This is a genomic window from Paenibacillus sp. Y660, assembly GCF_057221575.1.
On the sequence record NZ_JBXBBJ010000009.1, the window covers coordinates 166,070 to 187,421 of the forward strand.

Here is a 21,352-nt window from a genome sequence, read left to right on the forward strand (position 1 = left end):
CTATTGGGAGCTCCAGCCTGCTGTTTTGTTTGCTATTAAGGAATCAAGCAAAATATTTATTGATCGTCGTCCGTTTTGTTGCTGCCCTCGTGACGGCGAGGATGCTGCATATGCGCTTCTGGATTATCGTCATCATCATGCGGCACCAATCGTGGGTCGGTGTGCCCTTGATGATGGTTATTGAAGAAGAGCTCGACCAACTGCCATTCTGTCGTTCCAAGCATAGGGTCTGCCGGGAATATGTCCCCGCGTTCGAGCTGTTCCTCGCGGCCCCATTCGTTTCGGTAGGTGCCCTTGACTTCAACCGGTTCGCCTGACATGGGATTCATCTCATGATGGTTATCTGGATTGCTCATATGGTGTCAACCAACCTTCCTATGCTTATAATCCGTGCTTCGGCACCGCTGCGCGATCGGCATTTGACTGCTGCTCGCTGGCTGATTCTTTGCTGGCTTGATTGCGGTCGGCTTTTGATTGCGCTTTGCTTGCCGCTTTCTGCTGATCGGATGGCTGTTCTCCTGACATGTGGTTACCCTCCTGAGGAATCATCGTTGTCTTCACAAGAAGATCCTCAACAGTGTGCCACAAATGGAGGGAAAGTATGAGTCCAGTTAACGAAAATGAGGGAGGGCTATAATAGTTGAAGTCCGCAGGAGGGACAAATGGAATCACGCTCCGTGACTGTTTCGCTGCAAGCTGGACAAGGCTCGGAGAAAGCGGCTGCTGCTGCATTTCTTTCGGATGTGGGGCTATCCTTGGCGGAATGGTCGTCTAGGTGTGGACGCAGATGGGCAGGAGTGCCGAAGATGGTCTCGACCATTTCCTTGAGCTCCTTGTACCGGTCAGAATCGTCAGAGGCGATTCTAATGAACATGAACATGCCGGCCAGCAGTGCGCCAGCAACAATAAGCACAATGGCGGTTGCCAAAGCGTCAAACCAAGTAAAGAAGAGCGGCGCTGCAAGCGCCGCCCGGCCGATCAATATGCTCCAAGCGATCACGCGCGCTCACCTCACCCATTCACCTGATAACGCGACTCGAGGCGCTTGCCTCCGAACCACATGACCAGCACAGCTGTAATCGAGACAAAAATACGCCAAGGCTCATCGACCAGATTGCCGATATCGAAGCTGATCAGCGAGATGCAAAATATCATAACGGCCTTCCCAAGCAAAGTGGCAAGCAGAAAGGTGTGAAAAGGAACTTTGCTTAGGCCGGAGACAACTGTAATGACGACGGAGGGGGTGAAGGGAAAGCAAGCGAGCAGAAACAGCGGCGTGAAGCCTTTGCGCTCGACCCAATTAAAAAAACGTTCCGACTTCGGAAAACGTTTCTCAAGCCTGCCCTTGACGTTGCGGCCAAGCGTACGGCTAATCCAAAATACGGTTACAGCGCCAGCGGTTACGCCTATCCATGAGAATAGAAACCCAAAGCCAAGGCCGTATATGTTGGCATTAGCAGCGATGATAAGAATTAACGGAAGGAAAGGGAGGAATGATTCAATCAAGGGAAGCAAAATGCCGGGCAAAGGGCCCCACTGTGAATAGCTTTGCAGCGTCCATTGAATAGAATCGAGATCCAAATGCTTTATGTATTCCAGCCAATTGCGCCAATCATCCATAGATTTAACCCCGATCTACTTATTTGTAGCTTTTTCATTTGTAGCAAACGACTCAAAAGGGAACCATAAATAAAATAATCCGATCGCACCAAAAAGAACAGCGCTTATCCAAAAGACGGCAATTTCTCCGTTCCAAGCGGCGATCATGCCGCCTACAATTGGACCAATCATGACGCCGACGCCCTCGACGGTAGACAAAATGCCCCAGCCAAGGCCTTCCTGCTTAGGAGGAACATAGGTGGCCAGAAGTGCATTCCAAGCGGGCAAAATAGCGGAATAAGACAAACCTAAAGCAATTGCTATAAGTAAACAATACCAGAACGTCAAGCCGGAGGCCAGCATGTATAGGCTGATAGCAAATATGCAGAAGCCGATAACGAGAAACCATTTTTTGCCGCCAATTACATCGGAAAGCTTGCCCATTGGGATAAGTCCGGCTGCAGCGCAAATCCCGCCTACCGTAAGGAGTATCGAGTACTGCGTTCCAGTGAGTCCAAGCTCCTGATCAGCAAAGCTCGGCAATATGGGAACGAGCATGCTGGCACCCGTCGTTTGCAAAATCATGCCTGGAAGCAGCAGCCTCATTTTGCTTAGCCTGCCTTTCAGAATGTTGAGCTGCTTGCGGAACGGCATTCGGATTGGCGTATCAGCCCTCTCTTTGCTCATGAAGATCGTTAGGAGGCATGCAGCGACGGACATGCTGACAAGCAGCTTGTACGTAAACGATACGCTGAAGTCGAGCAGAATATTACATACAATCGGCCCGCTCCCAAGTCCTATCATCCATATCGTATAAAGGACTCCCATTTGGGTAGCGCGCTGCTGCTTGGTTACCTTCGTTAGGCAAACGATCCAAATCGGCGACATGCCGATGCCATATAAGGCTGCTGTTCCGATGAACATCCATGGAATCTCAGCAAATTGGAGCAAATAAACGCCGATAAGGGATATAACGAGCCCCGCTTGCACGACGATGCGAATCGAGAAGCGATCGAGCAAATAGCCGATGGCCATCTTAAGCAGCGTATCGGTAACATAGTGTGCAGATATGGCAGCTCCGATTATATCGGGTGAAAGCCCTAATGTTTTGGCGCCATAAATAGGCAATAAGCTAACGAGCACAGCGCCTCTTACAAACTCTACAATGAACAAAATAACGGAGATGAGTCGCATCTCCGCTCCAAACCAACTGCTCTGATTTGTACGCAAGGACAAGCTCCTTATCCATTTATAAAGTCGCTGTTCTCTCCATTATACGCAAATTGGATAGCATATCCAAAACAATGCTGTCGGCTGCGGCCTGCGAGGCTTGAAGCTGCTTGGTGGACAGCTTGCTATTTGTAAGACGTAACGGATCATGCACAAGTTTCAAAATTTGTTCCGTCAGCTCATTCGCTTCACTCGCTAAAATAGCCGCGCCTTTGGATTTGAGATACAGCGCGTTTTGTTTTTCTTGACCCGGGACCGGTCGGTAGATGAAAATCGGGAGTCCTGCTGCGATAGCTTCTGAGAGCGTAACGCCGCCTGGCTTCGTTATGAGGCAATCCGAAAGTGCCATCAGCTCATGGATAGGATCAATGTAGCCGTAAACATGAAGGCGCGAGGCTCCGCTATGAGCCTGGAATTGCTTTTCAATCGTTTCTTTCAAGAGGTGATTGCGTCCGCACACAAGAGCGACCTGTACGTGATCGTCTTCCAGTAATCCGCTGCAAATTTGGGATACGTCAGGCATTACGCCTTGCGCGCCAGCCATGATGAGAATGACAGGTTTATTGGGATTCAAATTATAGCGCTCGTAGAGCTCGATCGATGCTGTTGTTGCGCGGAAGCCGCGCTTAAGGGGGATGCCGCTCACTTGAATGGAGCTGCTTGGAATGCCGAGATGCGTAAGCTCATGCTTCAAATCCTCCGTTGCAACGTAGTAGCGCTCAATGCTCGGATGTACCCAGCGTCCATGCAGATCGAAGTCGGTAATAACGGCATAGGAGGGCGGGTGATAATCCTTGCGCCGCTTCATTTCCGGCAGGGCGAAGCTTGGAAAGGTGTGCATGACGATATCCGGCTGCTCCACCCTGAGGATGCGACGGATCTTGTCTCTTCCGAAGGAGTGAAGCAAGCCGCCGAATAACGAGTCATGCTTCATCAGTCTTGTAAAGTCATACATCCAGCCGTAGAGTGAGGGCATATGCGTATAGCTCTTTAGGTAAAATTTACGTGTTACCTCGTTCAGCCATGGATGCGACTCTGCCATTAAATCAACCATTACGGTACGATAATTTCCTTGTTCCTCAAGCGCGCTCTTAATCGCGTGAGCAACCTGCAAATGACCTTCCCCATAAGATGCGTACAAAATTAGCAATTTTGGCTGTGGATTATTATTGAACACTATCATGTGTACACCTCCTTCCGTTAGTTTAGCGGACGATTGTAAAGCGAATATGAACGCAGTTTGGTTACTTTGTGTTATTTTTGTATAATGAATACGTAATCCATCCTATTTCAAAATTGAAGGAGCGATGATTAGCGTGCAATACACAAAACTAGGCAGATCTGGGCTTCGAGTCAGTCGATTATGTCTGGGTACGATGAATTTTGGCGTGGATACCGATGAGAAGGAATCATTTCGTATTTTAGATGCTGCTTTGGATGCAGGCATTAATTTTATAGATACCGCGAACATTTACGGCTGGGGCGAAAATGCAGGCCGGACCGAAGAAATCATCGGCAAATGGTTTCAACAAGGCGACGGCCGCCGCGAGCGTACCGTACTAGCTACTAAAGTGTATGGAGACATGAATGATGCCCATGACGGGCCTAACCGTGAGGCAGGCTTATCCGCCTATAAAATCCGCAGACATTTGGAAGGCTCGCTCAAACGGCTTCAAACGGATCATATTGAGCTGTACCAAATGCATCACGTGGATCGAAGCGTGAACTGGAGCGAGCTGTGGGGAGCATTCGAGACAGCCGTATCGCAAGGCAAAGTCGGCTACATAGGCTCAAGCAACTTTGCGGGCTGGGATATCGCGGTTGCGCAGGGCGAAGCGAAGGCAAGAGGCTCGATTGGGCTAGTGTCCGAGCAGCATAAATACAATCTGCTATGCCGTCTGCCGGAGCTTGAAGTGCTGCCAGCCTCGAAGGAATTAGGTCTCGGCGTTATTCCGTGGAGTCCGCTTGATGGCGGATTGCTTGCGGGCAACCACCGCCGGAAGGACGGAGGCCGCCGAAGCGGAGATGCCAAGCGGCTCGAGCAGCACCGTGAACAGCTGGATGCTTATGCTGCGTTCTGCGACGAGCTTGGCGAGCCGGAGGATCTTGTATCGCTTGCTTGGCTGCTCGCAAATCCGGCCGTTACGGCTCCGATCATCGGAGTCCGCACCTTGGATCAGTTCGAGCGCTCGCTTCGCGCAGTCGAGATCTCCTTGGACGAATCGGCGCTGAAGCGCATCGATGAAATATTCCCTGGCCCTGGCGGGGATGCACCTCGCGCATACGCCTGGTAAAAGAAAAATCGCCCCGTTTCCTGAACTGGAAACGGGGCGAATGCTATTTTGGATATAATCAAATCAATAAGTTGAATAAGACAGGGTCCTTGTTAAGCTCTAGAAATTGAAAGCCCTTCTTCGTCATGCGCTCGACGAGCGGATCATAGTCTTCCCGGTGCGTGAGCTCAATGCCGACGAGTGCGGGGCCATTATCCTTGTTCGATTTTTTCGTATATTCGAAGCGCGTTATATCATCATTTGGCCCAAGCACCTGGTCGAGAAATTCCCGAAGCGCGCCGGCGCGTTGAGGGAAGCTGACCATAAAGTAATGCTTATAGCCCTCGTAAATGAGGGACCGCTCCTTGATTTCCTGCATGCGGTCAACATCGTTGTTGCCGCCGCTCACAATGCAGACGACCGTCTTGCCTTGGATCTGCTCGCGGTAGGCTTCAAGCGCCGCAATGGGCAGCGCACCTGCCGGCTCGGCGACAATCGCATTCTCGTTGTACAAATCTAGCATAGTTGTACATACTTTTCCTTCAGGTACGGCGATCACATCGTCCAGCAGGTCTTTGCAAAGCTCAAACGTCATATCGCCGATACGCTTGACGGCTGCGCCGTCCACGAACTTGTCGATTTGATCAAGAGGCGTGACTTGGCCTGCATCAAGGGATGCTCGTAATGATTGTGCTCCTTCCGGTTCAACACCGATGACCTTGGTTGCAGGAGAGACGATTTTGACATAGGAGGAGACTCCGGCTGCAAGTCCGCCGCCGCCGACGGTTACGAACACGAAGTCGGGTACGGATTCAGCCGCTTCCATTACTTCTTGGCCGACCGTTCCATTTCCAGCGATGATTTTTGGATCGTCGAAGGGGTGAATGAAGGCCATACCGCTGCGGTTGCTCTCGGCAACGGCCTCGTCATAGGCATCATCGAAGGTGTCGCCTGTTAGGATGACCTCCACGTATGATCCGCCAAAGAAGTTTACCTGCGTTACCTTTTGACGTGGAGTCGTGCTTGGCATATATATTTTGCCGGGGATTCCGAGCGTTTGGCAGGAGTAGGCTACCCCTTGCGCATGGTTGCCGGCGCTCGCGCAGACAACGCCCCTCGACAAAGTCTCTGGCGGAAGAGAGCGCATGAGATGGAAGGCGCCGCGTATTTTGAAGGAGCGAACGATTTGCAGATCCTCTCGTTTCAGCAGTACATTGCAATCGTATCGCTCGGACAGCACACGGTTATGTTGGAGCGGTGTACGCGTAATGACATCCTTTAAATGCATTTGCGCTTGAACGATTTCTTCAAGCCCAATGCGGTGTAATGGAACGTTGTTCGTGTTCACAGGTGACCATCCTCTCAGTTTTCGGAAGCAGCATAGATTATTTGATCTATTATAGCACTATCAATGCATGTTGACGTATGGGAATATCGTTTATTTCGAAATGGAGGAGGGACCGAATTGGGGAAAATACTGAAACGATTTGTGACGGCTATCATAATTATTATATTGCTGCTAGGCGGCGCGCTGTGGTGGCTGCTTTCCTATATAGCGCCGGACGAGAAGCTGGACATGAGCTACGCGCCTATCGATGTGAAAGAGAAGGCGCTGGCTATGGTCCGCAAATTAAAGCCTGAGCTCGTCCTCACGGAAGAGGATATCAACCATTTGATAAAAATGAATATGAAAAGCAAGTATGCGGCCGAGGGAGCAGGCGGGTCTTACTTGGAGCTTGCAAAGGATATTCGTCTGGATGGCGCCGTATTCGAGCTGGAGGAGGATAAGCTTATCGCTCGCATGAATGTAACCTATAAGGACCGTATTCCAGCTGAGCTTCATGCGGTATATTCGCTAGAGTGGCAGTCGCCGAGCATTACGCTTAGACCTCAGTCGCTATCTATAAAGGAAATGGCTTTGCCGATCTCTATGCTGGAGACGATCATCATACCGCTGGATTTGCCGGCTCAGGACATCGTAACGGTAAAAGACGTTCAGTTTGAGAACGATCGGATTAATATACAGTTCAAGGTGAGTTTGCAATTACGGTTATGACAGAGACTTATCATTTGAAAGAGCCAAAAAACCGTCCTTGTGAAGGGACGGTTTTTTGGTTATTAAATCTTACTATCTATGACTCGTTTATTAGATGATAGATAAGCCTGCGCTAGCATAACCTACTACGGCAGCAGCAAGGGCAAGATCGGCTGTATCAGCGGAATATACCAAGAGGAGACGGGTTCCCGTGGTTACTGGGATAGCTAAAGGAGTAGTACCGGTTCTTGTCTCACCTAGAGCAAGGAGGCCTGTAATCGGTGCAAATGTTACAGCGGCGCCAGCTACTGGGCTGAAGGTATTGCTGCCCAATGGAGCGCTGTACAATTGTGCCGTAAGGGTAACCGTTGAAGTAAGCAAGTTAACCGTTGCTGTGTTGCTGAAGAAGGCGGAAAGCGAATCTATCAGTCCATCGCGAGGAACGGAGAAGGCAAAGTCAAGCACCGGTCCAAGCGCAGTGCCTGAAAGGTCGATGGAAGTACCTGTCAGTGCAACGCCAGGAAGAGAGGAACCGAAGCCGACTAGACTTACTGTACCGACTAAACCGCCTACTAGAGTAGTTGCGGTAATAGGTGCTCCTGATGCAAAAGGAATGATTGCTCCACCGGAAGCAGGACCAGTTGCGCCAGTTGCGCCAGTAGCCCCGGCAGGGCCTACTGCTCCAACAGCACCAGCGGCACCAACAGCTCCGGCAGCTCCAGCAGGGCCGACAGGACCAGCAGGACCAGCAGGACCAGTTCCTCCTACTGTGTATGGACCCGCAGGGCCGACCGGACCTTGAGGTCCTCTGCGTCCTGAGCTTCCTCTACGACCATTTTCACCTCTCGGAGCTTTTACGATAAGCTCCTTTTTGACGATGATAACTTTATCCCCATCTTTCTTACCTTTTGGACTGCAGCATGAAACAGGTTTTTTGACGCAACGTTTCTTGTTTGAATAATTCAGCGAAAGCACCTCCTTGGTATTTGCCTTATTCTACGTTTGTACTCTATCTATTGATTGGGTATGTATCCGTTATAGTCATAGACCTTCATCTATATTTGCTTAAATGTACGTTTGTAGGGAAGCTATTTGTCTTTAGGATAAGGATCACGCCAATCAGAGAATGACATAACGAGAGGCTGTTATAAATGATTTGACATCACAGTTGAGAATGGTTATCATAATTACGAAAGTGATAATCATTATCACTTAAATGAATGCATATTCACATATAGCGGGAGGCAGAGCATGTGGGCTTGCTTTATGAGATGGTTCTAAAAAAAAGCAAATCAGCGTTCCTGTTGCAAAAGGAAGACAATTGGAAGCAGCGGATCAAGGGATCTGCGCATCAAAAACGGTCCCAAACGGTTCAATTGCCGGAGCACAGGAGCAAAAATATAAAACAATAATGCTGCATTACGCTATACGATTAAGTGATATTTTTCGGAAGGAGCTAGAGAAATGCAGACTGAAACAAGCAAGCCATGGAATTGGATGCTCTTTCCCTTCTCATCGGTAAAGGCGGGATCCGACTGCTTGTTCGCGGCTTCAGTCGGCCACGGTATTTATCAAATCGATGCGGAGAGCAATTGGAGGAAGCTCAATCATGGGCTGGAAGAGCAGGCTAACGTAAACCGGCTGCAGCTTCAGCATGAGCTGCTGCACGCCTGCACGAGCAGCGGCTTATATGAATGGAATGGAGATGCGTGGGAGAATGACGGCTTGACGATTCCATGCTATCAATATCGCAAAATTGGCAGAAGCAGCTACGCTGCCACGGAATACGGGCTCTGGTCCAAGGCAAGCTCCGAATGGGAGCAAATTGCCTGCAACGACAAGCGAGTTTATGATTTTATTAATCTGCCTCAATATCTAATCATTGCGCATGATAGCGGAGTCTCGCTTTATGATCGCTTTATGGATGATTGGGCGCATTTTGAGCTGGAAACAAGCGTCACGAGCTTAGCGGTGTTCAAAGGCCATTTGATCGGTGCGAGCGAGCAAGGAGAGCTCCTTGTCGGAGACAAGAAAGGCAGGTTTGACCGGGTGCGCTTCGGCAAGCCGTTTATTTTTTCCGTGCTGGCCAAGGGGAATGACATCTATGTATGCACAGATCGCGGACTATTCCAGCTTGCTTATCTATGCAATCAAGTCACGCTGCTGTCCGTTAAACTGGGCTGCCCGGTAACCGATATCGACATGCAGGGCGGCAATCTGTACATGGCTACGCTTTTTCAAGGCATTCAGACGGTAAGTGTATAAGACTAAGAAAAAGGAAGCGGAGGAATTGCAGATGCCAAAAGTACTTGTCGTATATGCGAGCATGACAGGGAATACGGAAGAAATGGCTGAGGCTATTGCAGAGGGAGCAAAGGAAGCGGGCGCGGAGGTTGTGTCTAAGGAAGCATTCGATGCGAGCGCTGAGGAGCTTAGCGATTATGACGGCATCATCATTGGTGCGTATACATGGGGTGACGGCGAGCTGCCGGACGAGTTTCTTGATTTCTATGAGGCGATGGATTCCCTGGATTTAAGCGGCAAGAAAGCGGCTGTATTTGGATCTGGCGACACATCTTACCCCATCTATTGCGCTGCTGTGGATATTATTGAAGCGAAGCTGAAGGAGCTTGGCGCGGAGATCGCTGGCGAGTGCATTAAATTTGAATACAATCCATCGGAAGAAGAGAAAGAACAGGGCAGAAGCTTAGGTCGTCAAATAGCCGGCCTTGCAGCGGTTGCCGGATAATTCAGCGAGAAGGGCGGCTCATGTCCGAGCATGCCGATTATATTTTTTGAGCAGCAAGACAGCCTATGTAGATGATCTGGATATGGAGCTATCGCAAATCTTTCATTTGGTTTCCGTCGACAAAGAAGGCGCCGCTGACGATTACATTGTGCAGAAGCTTGTCACTGATACCGATCAGGATTCCCTCGATTTGTTATTTCATATGACGTCGGTATTTTGCATGAGCGCCTTTGAGAAGCTTCCGTGCGAAAATGAGGGGCTTTGTTTTGTTGTAGACAAATGAAACGGTTTTCAAGTAAGATGGGCTGAAGTCGATTTTTGCATATTTACACATGGGAGCTGTTTTGCAGCGCAAAACATTATAAGGAGAGAGATTAGGTTGTCAGAGGAGTTATTGCTTACATTTCGATCACCGCCTTTGCCGTTTTTCATAGAATCAAACCGAATAACCTATCGCGCTGGCGAGGAGCATCCTAATCGGACTAATCTAGGCGTGTTTGATTTATTGTTTGTCAATGAGGGAGCGCTGCATGTAGCAGAGGATAATCACCGCTGGACGCTTGAGCCTGGCGATGTGCTCATTCTAAGGCCGGACCGCTGGCACTATTCCACTCGTCCGTGCGATGAGGAAACCGTGTTTGATTGGATTCATTTTCAGACGGTGGGCGCTTGGGAGGAAACGGAAGGCAACCAAAGCGGCTCGCTGAGAGGCGACTACTATACATACGCGATTCGGCTGCCGAAAAAAATGAAACTTACCTATCCAGATGAAGCGAGAATTATTTTCTCGCAGCTGCATGAAGCAGCAAAGAGCTCGTCGCATGGCGCGTTCTGGGATCGTCAGCAGCGGTTTTTGCATTTGCTGCAAATGCTGGATGAGGGCTGGCGCTCGGATGCGGCTAAGGCAGCGGTCTCGGTTGCGGAGCGGGCGGCTGCGTATTTGAAGCTGAATTACCGCAGCCCAATCAGCAACACGATGCTTAGCGATGTGCTGCAGCTGCATACCAACTATATTACGCGTTGCATGACAGAGGTATTTGATTGCACGCCGCAGCAATATTTGCTATATTACAGACTCGATCAGGCCAAACTGCTGCTTATTAAGACGGATTGGACGATTGCGCGGGTAGCAGAGGAAACCGGCTTCCGGCAAACGCCGCATTTCTCTAGGCTGTTCGCATCGCACACAGGCATGCCGCCGCTAAAATTCCGAAAACGGTTTACAATGTAAGTCCGTTTAGGTGAAGGTGAAGACGATATCACTGCTGGTGAGAATGCTCGCGGGCAGTGGGTTCGGGGAAAGAAAACGAGACTTAGCTGTACTGTTGTTGACTCGATCATTTTGACCAAAAGCGTTGCATAATTTTCGCCCCATTAACAAAAACTGGATTCAACAACGTGAAAAGGGTGGTCGCGATGATTGAACGGTTTGCGTTAACGGCAGAATTAGGCGATATGGTGGAGATGTTTCAGGTGGGCAAGGTAATTCGGGGGCATACGAACCGGTTTAATGTGGCGCCGACTCAGACGGTGTCGATCGTCATGAATGATCGGTTTGATCAAAGAACGATACAGGAGTCGAGATGGGGGCTGTTCCCTTTTTGGGCGAAGGATGCGATTAATGCGGATCATATGACGCTTTCAGAGAAGCCCTTTCTGGAGCGCATGCTGCGGAGACAAAGATGCGTGCTGCCTTGCAGCGGTTTTTTTGGGCAAAAGCAGTTCGGGAATGAGCGCGACCCGCGGGCGATGCATATCATCGTTCCGAGTCAGCAGCTGTTTGGCATCGCAGGCATCTATGACTGCTGGAAAAATGTGAGCGGCAAGGAAGTGCGTGCCTTCACGATGATTACCGCCGCTTCAACAGGTGCGTTGTCCGTGTGGCAGCCTCGGGTTCCGGTTATTTTGGACGAGGAGGGTATCGAGGACTGGCTCAATCCGCGCATTACGGAATTCAGCGGCCTGCGCAAGCATTTGGAAGCGATGGATTCCTACCTCATGCGCGCCTACCCTGTAACCAATGCGGTGCATGATGATTTGTACGAGTCGCCGGATTGCATCCGCGAGATCCGTCCGGATTTCGCATAGGCAAGAAGGGATAAGCCGAGAGAGCTAATGGGGTTGTCCCAAAAGGAGTAAGGAAATAACAAATTAATGACTTGCCTCTGCAGTTGCAGCTCGAAAATAATAAAAATGGCTGAACAGGCTTAACACCTGTACAGCCATTTTTGTTTTTTTGGTCTATTGCTGCAAGCTTTTAGAGCAAATATGCGCTTACAGCTCGCCAAGACATATGATTTGTTGGCTATAAGAGCATATGCGTGCTTATTGCAGCTTTAGACATTTCTGGTACGGCTAATCGATGCAGTAAGCGCAAGTATGTGCTTACTGCTCACCAAAACGCACGATTTGTTGCCTATAAGAGTAAATGTGAGTTTACAGGTACCTTTAGTATTAGCCTTTTGAGTCCCCTGCCGGGCGTTGATGCAGCGGCAGCAGGGGCGTGTACGGTACATGAAATAGGTTCGGCATAGTTCGGATGATGACTGATTGTAAGAAAATAAAGCTAGACGCGGGCGCGTTGGAGCTCTGTCGTGAGCAGAGGCACGACCTCGAATAAATCACCCACGATGCCGTAATCCGCAACGCCGAAGATCGGAGCGTCGGGGTCTTTGTTGATTGCGACTATGACGCGCGATTGGCTCATGCCGGCAAGATGCTGAATGGCACCGCTGATGCCGCAGGCGATATAAAGCTGCGGAGTAACGACCTTGCCGGTTTGCCCGATTTGCAGCGCATAATCGCAGTAGCCGGCATCGCAGGCGCCGCGCGAGGCGCCCACAGCGCCGCCGAGCGCGGCGGCCATCGCTTGCAGCGGCTCGAAGCCTGCTGCGCTGCGCACGCCTCGACCGCCGGATACGACGATGTCGGCTTCGGCGAGATCAAGCTGGCCGCCGGTGCGGCGCACAAGGCTGCGCACGGCGGTGTAAAGCGGCGGCACCGTGAACGGCAGAGCCTGAACGGTGCCCGTAATGTCGGCGGCGTCCAAGGGCTCCGCCGCCGGCAAATTATTCGGGCGCACCGTGATGACCCACGGATGGCCCGGCAAGAAGCTGCGCCGCTCGAACGCCTTGCCGGCGTAGAGCGGGCGAATGAATAAGGCGTCATCGCCATCCGTTGTCTCGATGGCGATGACGTCAGCGATGTGGCCGGCGCCATGGGCCGCGGCCACGCGGGGCGCGAGCTCGCGCCCCATAGCGGTGTGGCCGAGCAACAGCGCGTCCGGCTGCACCGCAGCCATGGCTGCGCCAAGGGCGGCGATGTACGCCTCGGGCGCGAAGGCGCGGAGGGAAGGATCGTCGGCGATATGCACGACGTCCGCCCCCCGCGCGGTAAGCGCGGCGGCTTCTTCCGCCGCGCCGCCGGAGCAGGCAAGGACGGCATGGACAGCGCCGTCCTTGCCTGCAAGCCGCCTTGCTGCGCCGAGTGCCTCCAGCGCTACGCGGCGGAGTGCGCCGTCCCGGCTTTCTGCAAATACGAGAATCGTTTTGGACATAGGATACTGCTCCTTTCCCATAACTTTATTACTGAGAACGTGATGTGACTGCTATAAACTAACTAGTTACTTAAATGCTGCTATGAGCGAACGGGGTTACCTCGTTCTACAGCGAACGAACTGATTACTTCAAATACTGCTACCAACTATTGGATGACCTCAATTGTTTCTAGAACTAACTAGTTCCTTCAATTACTCCTGCGTCTCGCGTAGAGACATAAGGAGCGAATGGGATGAGTATTTTCGAGTAGCTTGCTACGGTTAGAACTGATGCTAAACGGTAGAGACTCAACTATTCAATGATATCGATAGCAAGCCGCAGCCATGCATGTCTTAACTAACTAGTTCCTTCAATTACTCCTGCATAGCGACTTACGCAGCAACGCATTCCCCAGCCTTTGAGCTCCGAACCAGCACTACACTGCAGTTTATACAATAGAAACCTCACATCAGGGCCATATTCACGGGCTACGCTGCACTTTTGCAATAGAATGGTTCACTCATCTCATCTAGAGCTCATCTATGGATGATTCTGCTGCACAAACTGCAGTGTAGATGAGTAAACTCAGCTCCGAATGCGATTCTATTGCACAAACTGCAACGTAGCTTTGCTAACTTACGCTCTTTCATCCAATTAACTCAGCATCGTGACCGTATTTCATACGAATCTGCTGCGAGCACTTTTTCTGGCATCCACCAACACTATCAAACCCCCACCATCCCCGTTGCAAATACAACGCGGTGAGCTCAGTGTTTAAGAAGCTGCGCTTCTCCCACCAACACCCTCAAAGAAGCTGCGCTTCCTCCACCAACACCCCCAAAGAAGCTGCGCTTCTCCAACCAACACCCTCAAAGAAGCTTAGCTTCTTCCCGCAAAAGCGACACAAGCGCGCTCGCTTGCTCCGCCGGAGCACCGGGGATGCGTTTGCCCGCTGCCCTCGGCGGTGGCGGGAGCAGCTTCGAGCGGGTGGTGCGCGGTGCAACGCTTTCAGCTGTGAGCGCGCCGCTGCCGGTCAGCTCGTCGAGCGGCACGGTGCGCAGCGGCTTGCGCTTTGCCTTCATAATGCCCGGCAGCGACGGATAACGCGGCTCGTTGAGGCCCTGCTGCGCCGTAATGAGCGCCGGCAGCGGGATTGATACGGTTTCCGTATCGCCTTCGATATCGCGCTCGACTAATGCGTAGCGCTCAGCGGTTACCGTTACAGGAGCGCTAAGCACGCCAGCCGCTGGCAGTGCGCCTAGCTCGCCTGCAGTAACAATGGTGACCTTAACAGCGGAGGTGGCATGCGGCAAGGAAAGCCGCTCAGCCACTTGAAGCGCCACGCTTCCAGCGCCGCTATCGACTGCGAATAAGCCAGCTAGCAGCAGATCGGGAGCGAGCGGCTCAATGACGGCAGCCAGCGCGGCAGCGATGGAGGTACCGTCATCTGACAAGGCAGAGCTATCCAGCCGTATCGCTTCATCCGCTCCAATTGCCAGCGCAGTGCGGAGCGCCTCTTGCGAGCGCTCGGGTCCGCAGGTAACGACGATCACCTCGCCGCCGTGCTGCTCGCGCTGGCGAAGCGCCTCTTCCAGCGCATACTCGTCGTAAGGATTAATGACAAATTTGGCTTCTGATTCATCGACACCCGTCTCCGTTACGACGATTTTCTCCTCGGTATCGAACGTTTGCTTGAGAAGCACCACTATTTTCAGCATAGAAGCTCCCTCACTTATTTCGATATTTGGTTAACACGTCCATCATTGCTACGATATGACGATTGGCAAATGAATAGACCGTACGCATTCGCCTTCCGAGCGGCATGTTCAACGCAAAAAGCTCATATACATGGAGCACCGCGGCTATTTTGAAAGCGTTCTAAAGCTTGTCCGACTACTTCGCGCAGAGCTGCTTGTTCCATGAGCCGGCATATATGAGGGGGCGAGGCATATGCCAACGTATTTGGCGTTAAAGCAGGTCGATCAATGGCTGATCTGGGGAAGATGGACATTGTTTGCGGCGGTTGTGCTTATTGCTGTTTCTATGTTCGTGCTTGTTGTGCAGAGGCGCCTCTTGTACATGCGGCTTGGGGTTCCGACGGTGTTTAAGCGGTATCAACGCGAGCCGAAAAACAGCAAATCCAGCTTCAGCGGCCAAGTGCTCGGCCATCGCAAGCTGCTGAACGATGTACGCAGCGGAATCATGCATTTGGTTTATTTTTACGGCTTTATTGTGCTTCAGTTTGGCGCGGTGGACTTGATTTGGAAGGGGCTGAACGAAGGTGTGCCGCTCCCGCTGCCCTACTATAACGGGTTCTCGCTGACGCAGGAGATGACGGTAACGCTTGTGTTTGCTGCTGTTCTTTATGGCGCATTTCGTCGTTATGGGGAAAGGCTTCCTCGGTTAAAAAGGGGCTGGAAGCCGTCGCTTGTCATGTGGTTTATCGGCTCCTTAATGCTCACTATTCTTTTGTCTTTAGCCTTCGAGCGGCTGGCTGCGACCAGTGGGCATGGAGCCTCTATCGTAGAAGCAAGCTATGCCCCGGTAAGCAATCAGCTGGCTATGCTGCTCGAGAGCATGGGCGTACAGCCGCAAAGCGCGGCAGCCCATGCGGGATTTGAATTGTTTTGGTGGCTGCATCTGCTTGTGCTGCTGGGCTTCCTCGTTTATGTGCCGCAGTCGAAGCATTTTCATTTGCTGACTGCTCCGGTCAATCTGTGGTTCCGGCGCAGCACGCCGCCTGGCCGTCTTACGCCGCTGAATTTGGAGGACGAGGAGGCGGAAACTTTCGGCGCGGGGAAGGTGGAGCATTTTACGCAAAAGCAGATGCTTGATTTGTATGCCTGCGTAGAGTGCGGACGCTGTACCCATGTTTGCCCGGCTGCGAGTACCGGGAAGCTGCTGTCTCCGATGCATCTGATCGTGAAGCTAAGGGATCATTTGACCGAAAAAGGCGCCGCTATTACGTCGAAGTCGCCATGGCTGCCTGCGAGCATATGGCAATCCAAAACAAATGTCCCTTACGCCCATGTCATGGGAGCGGTGCTTCCTGCATGGGAGACAGAATCCGAGGGGGGGACCAATATCGAGCCGACGATGGCGGCGCAGGCAGGTGCATGGAGCGTGAGAGAAGGCGCAAAGCCGGAGGAGGTGGAGCTGATCGGCGAGGTGCTGACCGAGGAGGAGCTTTGGGCATGCACGACCTGCCGCAATTGCGAGGAGCAGTGTCCAGTCGGCAATGAGCATGTCGACAAAATCATCGATATGCGCCGTTATCTGGTATTGATGGAAGGCAGGCTGCCATCCGACGGGCAGAGAGCGCTTCAGAACATCGAGCGCCAGAGCAATCCTTGGGGCTTGCCGCGCGCTGAGCGGGCAGCTTGGATTGCCGATTGCGAGAGCCGCACCGGCATACGGGTCGCAACGATGCAGGAGCTGAAGCAGCAGGGCAAACAGGCGGACATCCTGCTTTGGGCCGGCTCAATGGGTGCTTATGATATGCGGAGCCGCCGCGTTTTGTACGACGTGGTGCGGCTGCTTGACCAAGCGGGAGTCAGCTTCGCGACACTAGGCCATGAGGAGAAAAGCTCGGGCGATACGGCAAGGCGGATCGGCAACGAGCTGCTTTTTCAAGAGCTGTGCCGCGAGAACATAGAGACGCTCAGCAAGTATGACGTCAAGCAAATCGTGACTGCTTGCCCGCATACCTACAACACGTTCAAAAATGAATATCCCGATTTTGGCTTCTGCCCGGACATCGTCGTGGAGCATCATACCGAGCTGCTTGCGCGTTTGCTTGCGGAGGGCTCGCTGCAGCCGGTGCATACGATTGACGAGCGCGTGACGGTACATGATTCCTGTTATCTCGGTCGCTACAACGACACCTACGAGGCGCCGCGCAGTCTGCTTAGAGCCATTCCGGGAGTGACGATTGAGGAAATGGAGCGCTCACGCTCAAACGGGATGTGCTGCGGCGCGGGCGGCGGATTGATGTGGATGGAGGAGCATTCGGGCACGCGGGTCAACCATGCAAGAACGGCGCAAGCGCTTGAGGTGAAGCCGTCTGTCATCAGCTCGGCCTGTCCGTACTGCCTCACGATGATGGAGGATGGGCTAAAGGCATTGTCTGCGGATGAGAAAGTGATCGCACGCGATGTGGCGGAGCTGCTGGCTGAAAGCGTATTTGGCGAGTAAGCGAGCTGTCATTTGGTTTGATTGAAAAAGAAGGAGGCTGCCTATGACGTTACAAGCGTCGCAAAAAAACGCCGGCTCCATTCGCAGAGCCGCCGTTATCGGCTCCGGCGTAATGGGTGCCGGCATCGCCGCGCATCTTGCGAATGCGGGCATGGAAGTAGCGCTGCTGGATGTGATCCCGCAGAAGCTTGCGGAAGAGGAGGAGCGGAAGGGACTGACGCTCTCTGATGCCAAGGTGCGCAATCGGCTGGCAAGCGCTGCCGTTGCCAGAATGGGCAAGGCGCAGCCTGCGCAGCTCTATGACCCGTCTTGGTCTTCACGCATCACGCCGGGAAATTTAACCGATCATTTGGAAGCGATTGGCGAGGCGGATTGGATCGTTGAAGCGGTTGTCGAGCGGCTGGATATTAAGCGGGAGGTGCTAGCTGCAATTGAAGCGGCTCGCAAGCCGGGAGCCATCGTCTCTACCAACACGTCGGGCTTGTCGGCAGCGTCGATGGTAGAGGGCCGAAGCGAGGAGTTTCGCCGACATTTTGGCGTGACGCATTTTTTTAACCCGCCGCGGTATATGAAGCTCGTCGAGATCGTTCCGACCGCAGACACCGCTCCCGAGGTCGTGGGGCTGCTGAAGGAGGTTTGCGAGAAGCGGCTCGGCAAGGGCGTCGTCATTGCGAAGGATACGCCAAACTTCATTGCGAACCGGATCGGAACGTTCGGTATGCTCATCACGCTTGAGGATACGCTGCGCTTTGGACTGACGGTAGAAGAGACAGACGCCTTGACCGGTCCTGCAATGGGCAGGCCGAAGACGGCGACGCTGCGCATGCTCGATCTGGTTGGGCTCGATACGCTGCTGCATGTTGTGGACAATGTGCGGGAGAGAAGCAGCGACCCTGCGGAACAGGCCGTATTTGCAAGGCCGCCGCTGCTGGAGCAGCTTGTAGCGTCCGGCAGGCTTGGCGAGAAGTCGGGTGCCGGCTTTTATAAGAAGGTGAAGGGCAAAGGCGGCAGCGAGATTGAATCGCTTAAGCTGGATACGCTCGAGTACGGGCCGAAACGCGCTGTCAGCTCACCCGTCATTGATGCCTCCAAAGCGGCGAAGGGAGCGGCGGCAAAGGTGAGAACGCTGCTTCGCACCGATCCTCGTGACCGCTACGCGAAGTTCGCATGGTCGACGATCAAAAAAACGCTTCTCTATTCAGCCGCTCAAGTTGGTGTTATTGCGGATTCCATCTCGGATATCGACCGCGCGATGCGCTGGGGCTTCAACTGGGAGCTGGGCCCGTTCGAGCTGTGGGATGCGATTGGGCTCCGGGAATCGGTGAAGCTGATGGAGAAGGAGGGCGAGGAAGTTCCGGCATGGGTAAGCGCTTGGCTGGAAGCGGGCCATGAAAGCTTTTATAGGGCGGAGGGCAGCGAACGGGTCTATTCGGCGAGCGGCGCATACAAGCAGGAAGAAGCGGAAGCGGACTCGATTTCCTTAGCGGCGTTAAAGGCTTCCGGTAAAACGGTGCTCTCCACGTCCGGCGCAAGCCTGATCGACATTGGGGATGACGTTGTGCTGCTCGAATTTCATTCGCAGAACAATGCGATTGGGGGAGACATCTTATCCGCCATTCGGCAAAGCGTGAAGGAGGTATCGCAAAATTGGCGCGGGCTGGTCCTTGCGAACGAAGGACGGAATTTTTGCGTCGGCGCGAATCTGATGCTTCTGTTGATGGAAGCGCAGAACGGCGAATGGGATGAGGTCGAGGATATTATTCGCTTCTTCCAGGGCAGCATGCTTGATCTGAAGCGGCTTGACCGTCCAGTCGTTGCCGCTCCGCACCGGATGACGCTAGGCGGCGGGGTAGAAGCCTGCTTGCCTGCCGATCGCATTGTGTATTCGCCAGAGACATACTTTGGACTCGTGGAGACGGGAGTGGGCCTTATTCCTGCGGGCGGGGGCTGCAAGGAAGCGGCTGCGATGGCGGCTGAACGGGCTCTTATTGCAAATGGCGGCAAGCCGGGCGGAGACCTGCAGCCGCATTTGAATGTGCTGTTCGAGACGATTGCGATGGCCAAAACCTCCTCTAGCGGCTATGAGGTTAGAGGGCTTGGATTGATGCGGCCGCAGGATACGGTCATTATGCGGCAGGAGGCGCGCATCGCCGAAGCGAAGCGGGCGGTGCTGGAGCTTGACCGGGCGGGCTACTCGCCGCCGGCCGAGGGGCGTATTCGCGTTGCCGGGCGTGAAGGCAAGGCGGTGCTGAAGGTAGCGGTGCAGGCGATGCAGCTAAGCGGCTACATTAGCGAGCATGACGCGCTTATTGCCGGCAAGCTTGGCGCTGTGCTCGCAGGCGGCGACATTCAGCCGGGCGCTGAAGTGAGCGAGCAGTATTTGCTCGATTTGGAATGCGAAGCGTTCCTCAGCCTTTGCGGCGAGCGCAAAACGCAGGATCGCATGAGCCATATGCTGGCGACGGGCAAACCGCTGCGCAACTAACTTTCAAAGGAGGAGAGCGAAAATGTCAGCTTCATCACCGTTTGAGGATCACGACCGCGATGCCGTTATCGTTGCTGCGGTGAGGACGGCGGTCGGCAAAGCATCAAAGGGGAGCTTGGCGGAGACGAGGGCGGAGGATCTAGGCCGAGCGGTGCTGCAAGGCGCGCTTGAGAGGCTGCCCGGCTTATCGCCTGAGCTTATTGAGGATGTGATTATCGGCTGCGCGATGCCCGAAGGCGAGCAGGGGCTGAACATGGCTCGCACTATCTCGCTCTATTCGGGCTTGCCGGTTACGACGCCAGCCGTCACCATTAACCGATTTTGCGCATCGGGGCTGCAGGCCATCGCTTATGCAGCGGAGCGCATACGGCTTGGCGATGCCGATATCATCGCGGCTGGCGGCGTCGAGAGCATGAGCCATGTGCCGATGACGGGCTTTAAGCTCTCGCCCCATCCGGCCATCGTGGATACAAGACCTGAAGTGTATATGGGCATGGGGCATACAGCGGAAGAGGTTGCCCGCCGCTATGGCGTGACGCGCGAGGCGCAGGATGCCTTCGCATCCTCGAGCCATCGCAAGGCGGCGGCAGCTATTGAAGTGGGACGCTTCCAAGCGGAAATCGTACCGATAACGACAAGCCGCTCGGGCGTAAACGACGCGGGACGGCCTTGGTCGAAGGTTATTCAATTCGATACCGATGAAGGAGTGCGGCCGGAGACGACCGTCCAGTCGCTAGCGCCGCTTAAACCGTCGTTCGCCCGCGAGGGAACGGTTACGGCAGGCAATACCTCGCAAATGAGCGATGGAGCAGCAGCCGTTATCGTGATGAGCAGGGCTCGCGCGAAGGAGCTGGGCCTGCGCCCGCTCGCCGTATTCCGCAGCTACAGCGTAGCTGGCGTAGCGCCTGAGGTGATGGGCATCGGTCCAATCGAAGCGGTGCCTAAAGCGCTCCGCAAAGCAGGCATTACGCTTGATCAGGTCGATCTCTTCGAGCTTAACGAAGCTTTTGCCGCACAGTGTGTTCCGATCATAAGGGAGCTTGGCATCAATCCTGAGATCGTAAACGTAAACGGCGGGGCGATCGCGCTTGGGCATCCGCTTGGCTGTACGGGAACAAAGCTGACGGTGTCGCTCATACATGAGCTTGGCCGCAGAGGCGGCGGGATCGGCGTCGTGACGATGTGCGTAGGCGGCGGGATGGGAGCAGCCGGAGTGATCGAAGTATACGGCAGCTAAATCGGATGAACAGC

The 21,352-nt window shown here is 53.3% G+C and carries 20 protein-coding genes; 10 read left to right on the forward strand and 10 right to left on the reverse strand.

The window, feature by feature from the left end; all coding sequences use genetic code 11:
* Nucleotides 1-56 precede the first annotated feature (56 nt).
* The 6 genes from AC2TDN_RS13215 to AC2TDN_RS13240 form a co-directional block, all read right to left on the reverse strand.
* Nucleotides 57-356 carry a transposase gene (locus tag AC2TDN_RS13215; protein ID WP_484688306.1) on the reverse strand — a complete coding sequence of 100 codons (300 nt, stop codon included), beginning with the start codon at nt 354-356 and terminating at the stop codon, nt 57-59.
* A 25-nt stretch (nt 357-381) separates the two neighbouring features.
* Nucleotides 382-525 carry a hypothetical protein gene (locus tag AC2TDN_RS13220; protein WP_482067724.1) on the reverse strand — a complete coding sequence of 48 codons (144 nt, stop codon included), beginning with the start codon at nt 523-525 and terminating at the stop codon, nt 382-384.
* Nucleotides 526-631: 106 nt separating this feature from the next.
* Nucleotides 632-1,000: a zinc ribbon domain-containing protein gene (locus AC2TDN_RS13225; protein ID WP_484688307.1), complete on the reverse strand. Its 369-nt coding sequence runs from the start codon at nt 998-1,000 to the stop codon at nt 632-634.
* Between the two features lie 11 nt (nt 1,001-1,011).
* Nucleotides 1,012-1,620: a TVP38/TMEM64 family protein gene (locus tag AC2TDN_RS13230; protein WP_484688308.1), complete on the reverse strand. Its 609-nt coding sequence runs from the start codon at nt 1,618-1,620 to the stop codon at nt 1,012-1,014.
* Nucleotides 1,621-1,635: 15 nt separating this feature from the next.
* Nucleotides 1,636-2,829 carry an MFS transporter gene (locus tag AC2TDN_RS13235; protein WP_484688309.1) on the reverse strand — a complete coding sequence of 398 codons (1,194 nt, stop codon included), beginning with the start codon at nt 2,827-2,829 and terminating at the stop codon, nt 1,636-1,638.
* Nucleotides 2,830-2,848: 19 nt separating this feature from the next.
* Nucleotides 2,849-4,012 (reverse strand): MGDG synthase family glycosyltransferase, encoded by a 1,164-nt coding sequence (locus AC2TDN_RS13240; protein ID WP_484688310.1) that lies wholly within the window; start codon nt 4,010-4,012, stop codon nt 2,849-2,851.
* 133 nt (nt 4,013-4,145) lie between these two features.
* Here AC2TDN_RS13240 and AC2TDN_RS13245 point away from each other — a divergent pair, with 133 nt between their 5' ends.
* A complete protein-coding gene (locus tag AC2TDN_RS13245; protein ID WP_484688311.1) occupies nt 4,146-5,123 on the forward strand; it encodes an aldo/keto reductase in 978 nt (325 codons plus the stop codon).
* Between the two features lie 58 nt (nt 5,124-5,181).
* Here AC2TDN_RS13245 and ilvA read toward each other — a convergent pair whose 3' ends face one another.
* Nucleotides 5,182-6,450, reverse strand: a complete 1,269-nt coding sequence (gene ilvA, locus AC2TDN_RS13250; protein WP_484688312.1) for a threonine ammonia-lyase IlvA — start codon at nt 6,448-6,450, stop codon at nt 5,182-5,184.
* Nucleotides 6,451-6,567: 117 nt separating this feature from the next.
* Between ilvA and AC2TDN_RS13255 the strand changes: the two genes are divergently transcribed.
* The gene (locus tag AC2TDN_RS13255) at nt 6,568-7,158 is read left to right on the forward strand and encodes a hypothetical protein (protein WP_484688313.1); all 591 of its coding nucleotides are present in this window, start codon (nt 6,568-6,570) and stop codon (nt 7,156-7,158) included.
* 90 nt (nt 7,159-7,248) lie between these two features.
* Here the strand turns inward: AC2TDN_RS13255 and AC2TDN_RS13260 are convergent, their stop codons facing one another.
* Nucleotides 7,249-8,112, reverse strand: a complete 864-nt coding sequence (locus AC2TDN_RS13260; protein ID WP_484688314.1) for an exosporium glycoprotein BclB-related protein — start codon at nt 8,110-8,112, stop codon at nt 7,249-7,251.
* A 489-nt stretch (nt 8,113-8,601) separates the two neighbouring features.
* Here AC2TDN_RS13260 and AC2TDN_RS13265 point away from each other — a divergent pair, with 489 nt between their 5' ends.
* The 5 genes from AC2TDN_RS13265 to AC2TDN_RS13285 all read left to right on the forward strand — a co-directional run bounded on the left by AC2TDN_RS13265 (nt 8,602) and on the right by AC2TDN_RS13285 (nt 11,974).
* Nucleotides 8,602-9,402, forward strand: coding sequence for a hypothetical protein (locus AC2TDN_RS13265; RefSeq protein ID WP_484688315.1), 801 nt, complete (start codon nt 8,602-8,604; stop codon nt 9,400-9,402).
* Nucleotides 9,403-9,433: 31 nt separating this feature from the next.
* A complete protein-coding gene (locus AC2TDN_RS13270) occupies nt 9,434-9,886 on the forward strand; it encodes a flavodoxin (RefSeq protein ID WP_484688316.1) in 453 nt (150 codons plus the stop codon).
* 46 nt (nt 9,887-9,932) lie between these two features.
* Nucleotides 9,933-10,169, forward strand: coding sequence for a hypothetical protein (locus AC2TDN_RS13275; protein ID WP_484688317.1), 237 nt, complete (start codon nt 9,933-9,935; stop codon nt 10,167-10,169).
* 96 nt (nt 10,170-10,265) lie between these two features.
* Nucleotides 10,266-11,117 (forward strand): AraC family transcriptional regulator, encoded by an 852-nt coding sequence (locus AC2TDN_RS13280; protein ID WP_482067737.1) that lies wholly within the window; start codon nt 10,266-10,268, stop codon nt 11,115-11,117.
* A 185-nt stretch (nt 11,118-11,302) separates the two neighbouring features.
* A complete protein-coding gene (locus tag AC2TDN_RS13285) occupies nt 11,303-11,974 on the forward strand; it encodes an SOS response-associated peptidase (RefSeq protein ID WP_484688318.1) in 672 nt (223 codons plus the stop codon).
* 478 nt (nt 11,975-12,452) lie between these two features.
* On the opposite strand, the gene AC2TDN_RS13290 is transcribed toward AC2TDN_RS13285, so the two are convergent.
* A complete protein-coding gene (locus tag AC2TDN_RS13290; protein ID WP_484688319.1) occupies nt 12,453-13,442 on the reverse strand; it encodes an electron transfer flavoprotein subunit alpha/FixB family protein in 990 nt (329 codons plus the stop codon).
* 849 nt (nt 13,443-14,291) lie between these two features.
* Nucleotides 14,292-15,137: an electron transfer flavoprotein subunit beta/FixA family protein gene (locus tag AC2TDN_RS13295; RefSeq protein WP_484688338.1), complete on the reverse strand. Its 846-nt coding sequence runs from the start codon at nt 15,135-15,137 to the stop codon at nt 14,292-14,294.
* A gap of 235 nt (nt 15,138-15,372) precedes the next feature.
* Here AC2TDN_RS13295 and AC2TDN_RS13300 point away from each other — a divergent pair, with 235 nt between their 5' ends.
* Genes AC2TDN_RS13300 through AC2TDN_RS13310 form a run of 3 tightly spaced genes read left to right on the forward strand, consistent with a single transcriptional unit; the run spans nt 15,373 to nt 21,338 of the window.
* Entirely contained in the window at nt 15,373-17,616 is a 2,244-nt protein-coding gene (locus AC2TDN_RS13300; RefSeq protein ID WP_484688320.1) for a heterodisulfide reductase-related iron-sulfur binding cluster, read from the forward strand.
* Between the two features lie 43 nt (nt 17,617-17,659).
* On the forward strand, nt 17,660-20,101 hold the full coding sequence (locus AC2TDN_RS13305) for a 3-hydroxyacyl-CoA dehydrogenase/enoyl-CoA hydratase family protein (RefSeq protein WP_484688321.1): 2,442 nt from the start codon (nt 17,660-17,662) through the stop codon (nt 20,099-20,101).
* A 22-nt stretch (nt 20,102-20,123) separates the two neighbouring features.
* Nucleotides 20,124-21,338, forward strand: a complete 1,215-nt coding sequence (locus tag AC2TDN_RS13310; RefSeq protein ID WP_484688322.1) for an acetyl-CoA C-acyltransferase — start codon at nt 20,124-20,126, stop codon at nt 21,336-21,338.
* Nucleotides 21,339-21,352 lie beyond the last annotated feature (14 nt).

Coding starts and splice junctions, on each gene's coding strand:
- AC2TDN_RS13215 (WP_484688306.1), bottom strand. CDS start 356: ATGAGCAATCCAGATAACCATCATGAGATGAATCCCATGTCAGGCGAA.
- AC2TDN_RS13220 (WP_482067724.1), bottom strand. CDS start 525: ATGTCAGGAGAACAGCCATCCGATCAGCAGAAAGCGGCAAGCAAAGCG.
- AC2TDN_RS13230 (WP_484688308.1), bottom strand. CDS start 1,620: ATGGATGATTGGCGCAATTGGCTGGAATACATAAAGCATTTGGATCTC.
- AC2TDN_RS13240 (WP_484688310.1), bottom strand. CDS start 4,012: ATGATAGTGTTCAATAATAATCCACAGCCAAAATTGCTAATTTTGTAC.
- AC2TDN_RS13265 (WP_484688315.1), top strand. CDS start 8,602: ATGCAGACTGAAACAAGCAAGCCATGGAATTGGATGCTCTTTCCCTTC.
- AC2TDN_RS13270 (WP_484688316.1), top strand. CDS start 9,434: ATGCCAAAAGTACTTGTCGTATATGCGAGCATGACAGGGAATACGGAA.
- AC2TDN_RS13285 (WP_484688318.1), top strand. CDS start 11,303: ATGATTGAACGGTTTGCGTTAACGGCAGAATTAGGCGATATGGTGGAG.
- AC2TDN_RS13290 (WP_484688319.1), bottom strand. CDS start 13,442: ATGTCCAAAACGATTCTCGTATTTGCAGAAAGCCGGGACGGCGCACTC.
- AC2TDN_RS13300 (WP_484688320.1), top strand. CDS start 15,373: ATGCCAACGTATTTGGCGTTAAAGCAGGTCGATCAATGGCTGATCTGG.
- AC2TDN_RS13305 (WP_484688321.1), top strand. CDS start 17,660: ATGACGTTACAAGCGTCGCAAAAAAACGCCGGCTCCATTCGCAGAGCC.
- AC2TDN_RS13310 (WP_484688322.1), top strand. CDS start 20,124: ATGTCAGCTTCATCACCGTTTGAGGATCACGACCGCGATGCCGTTATC.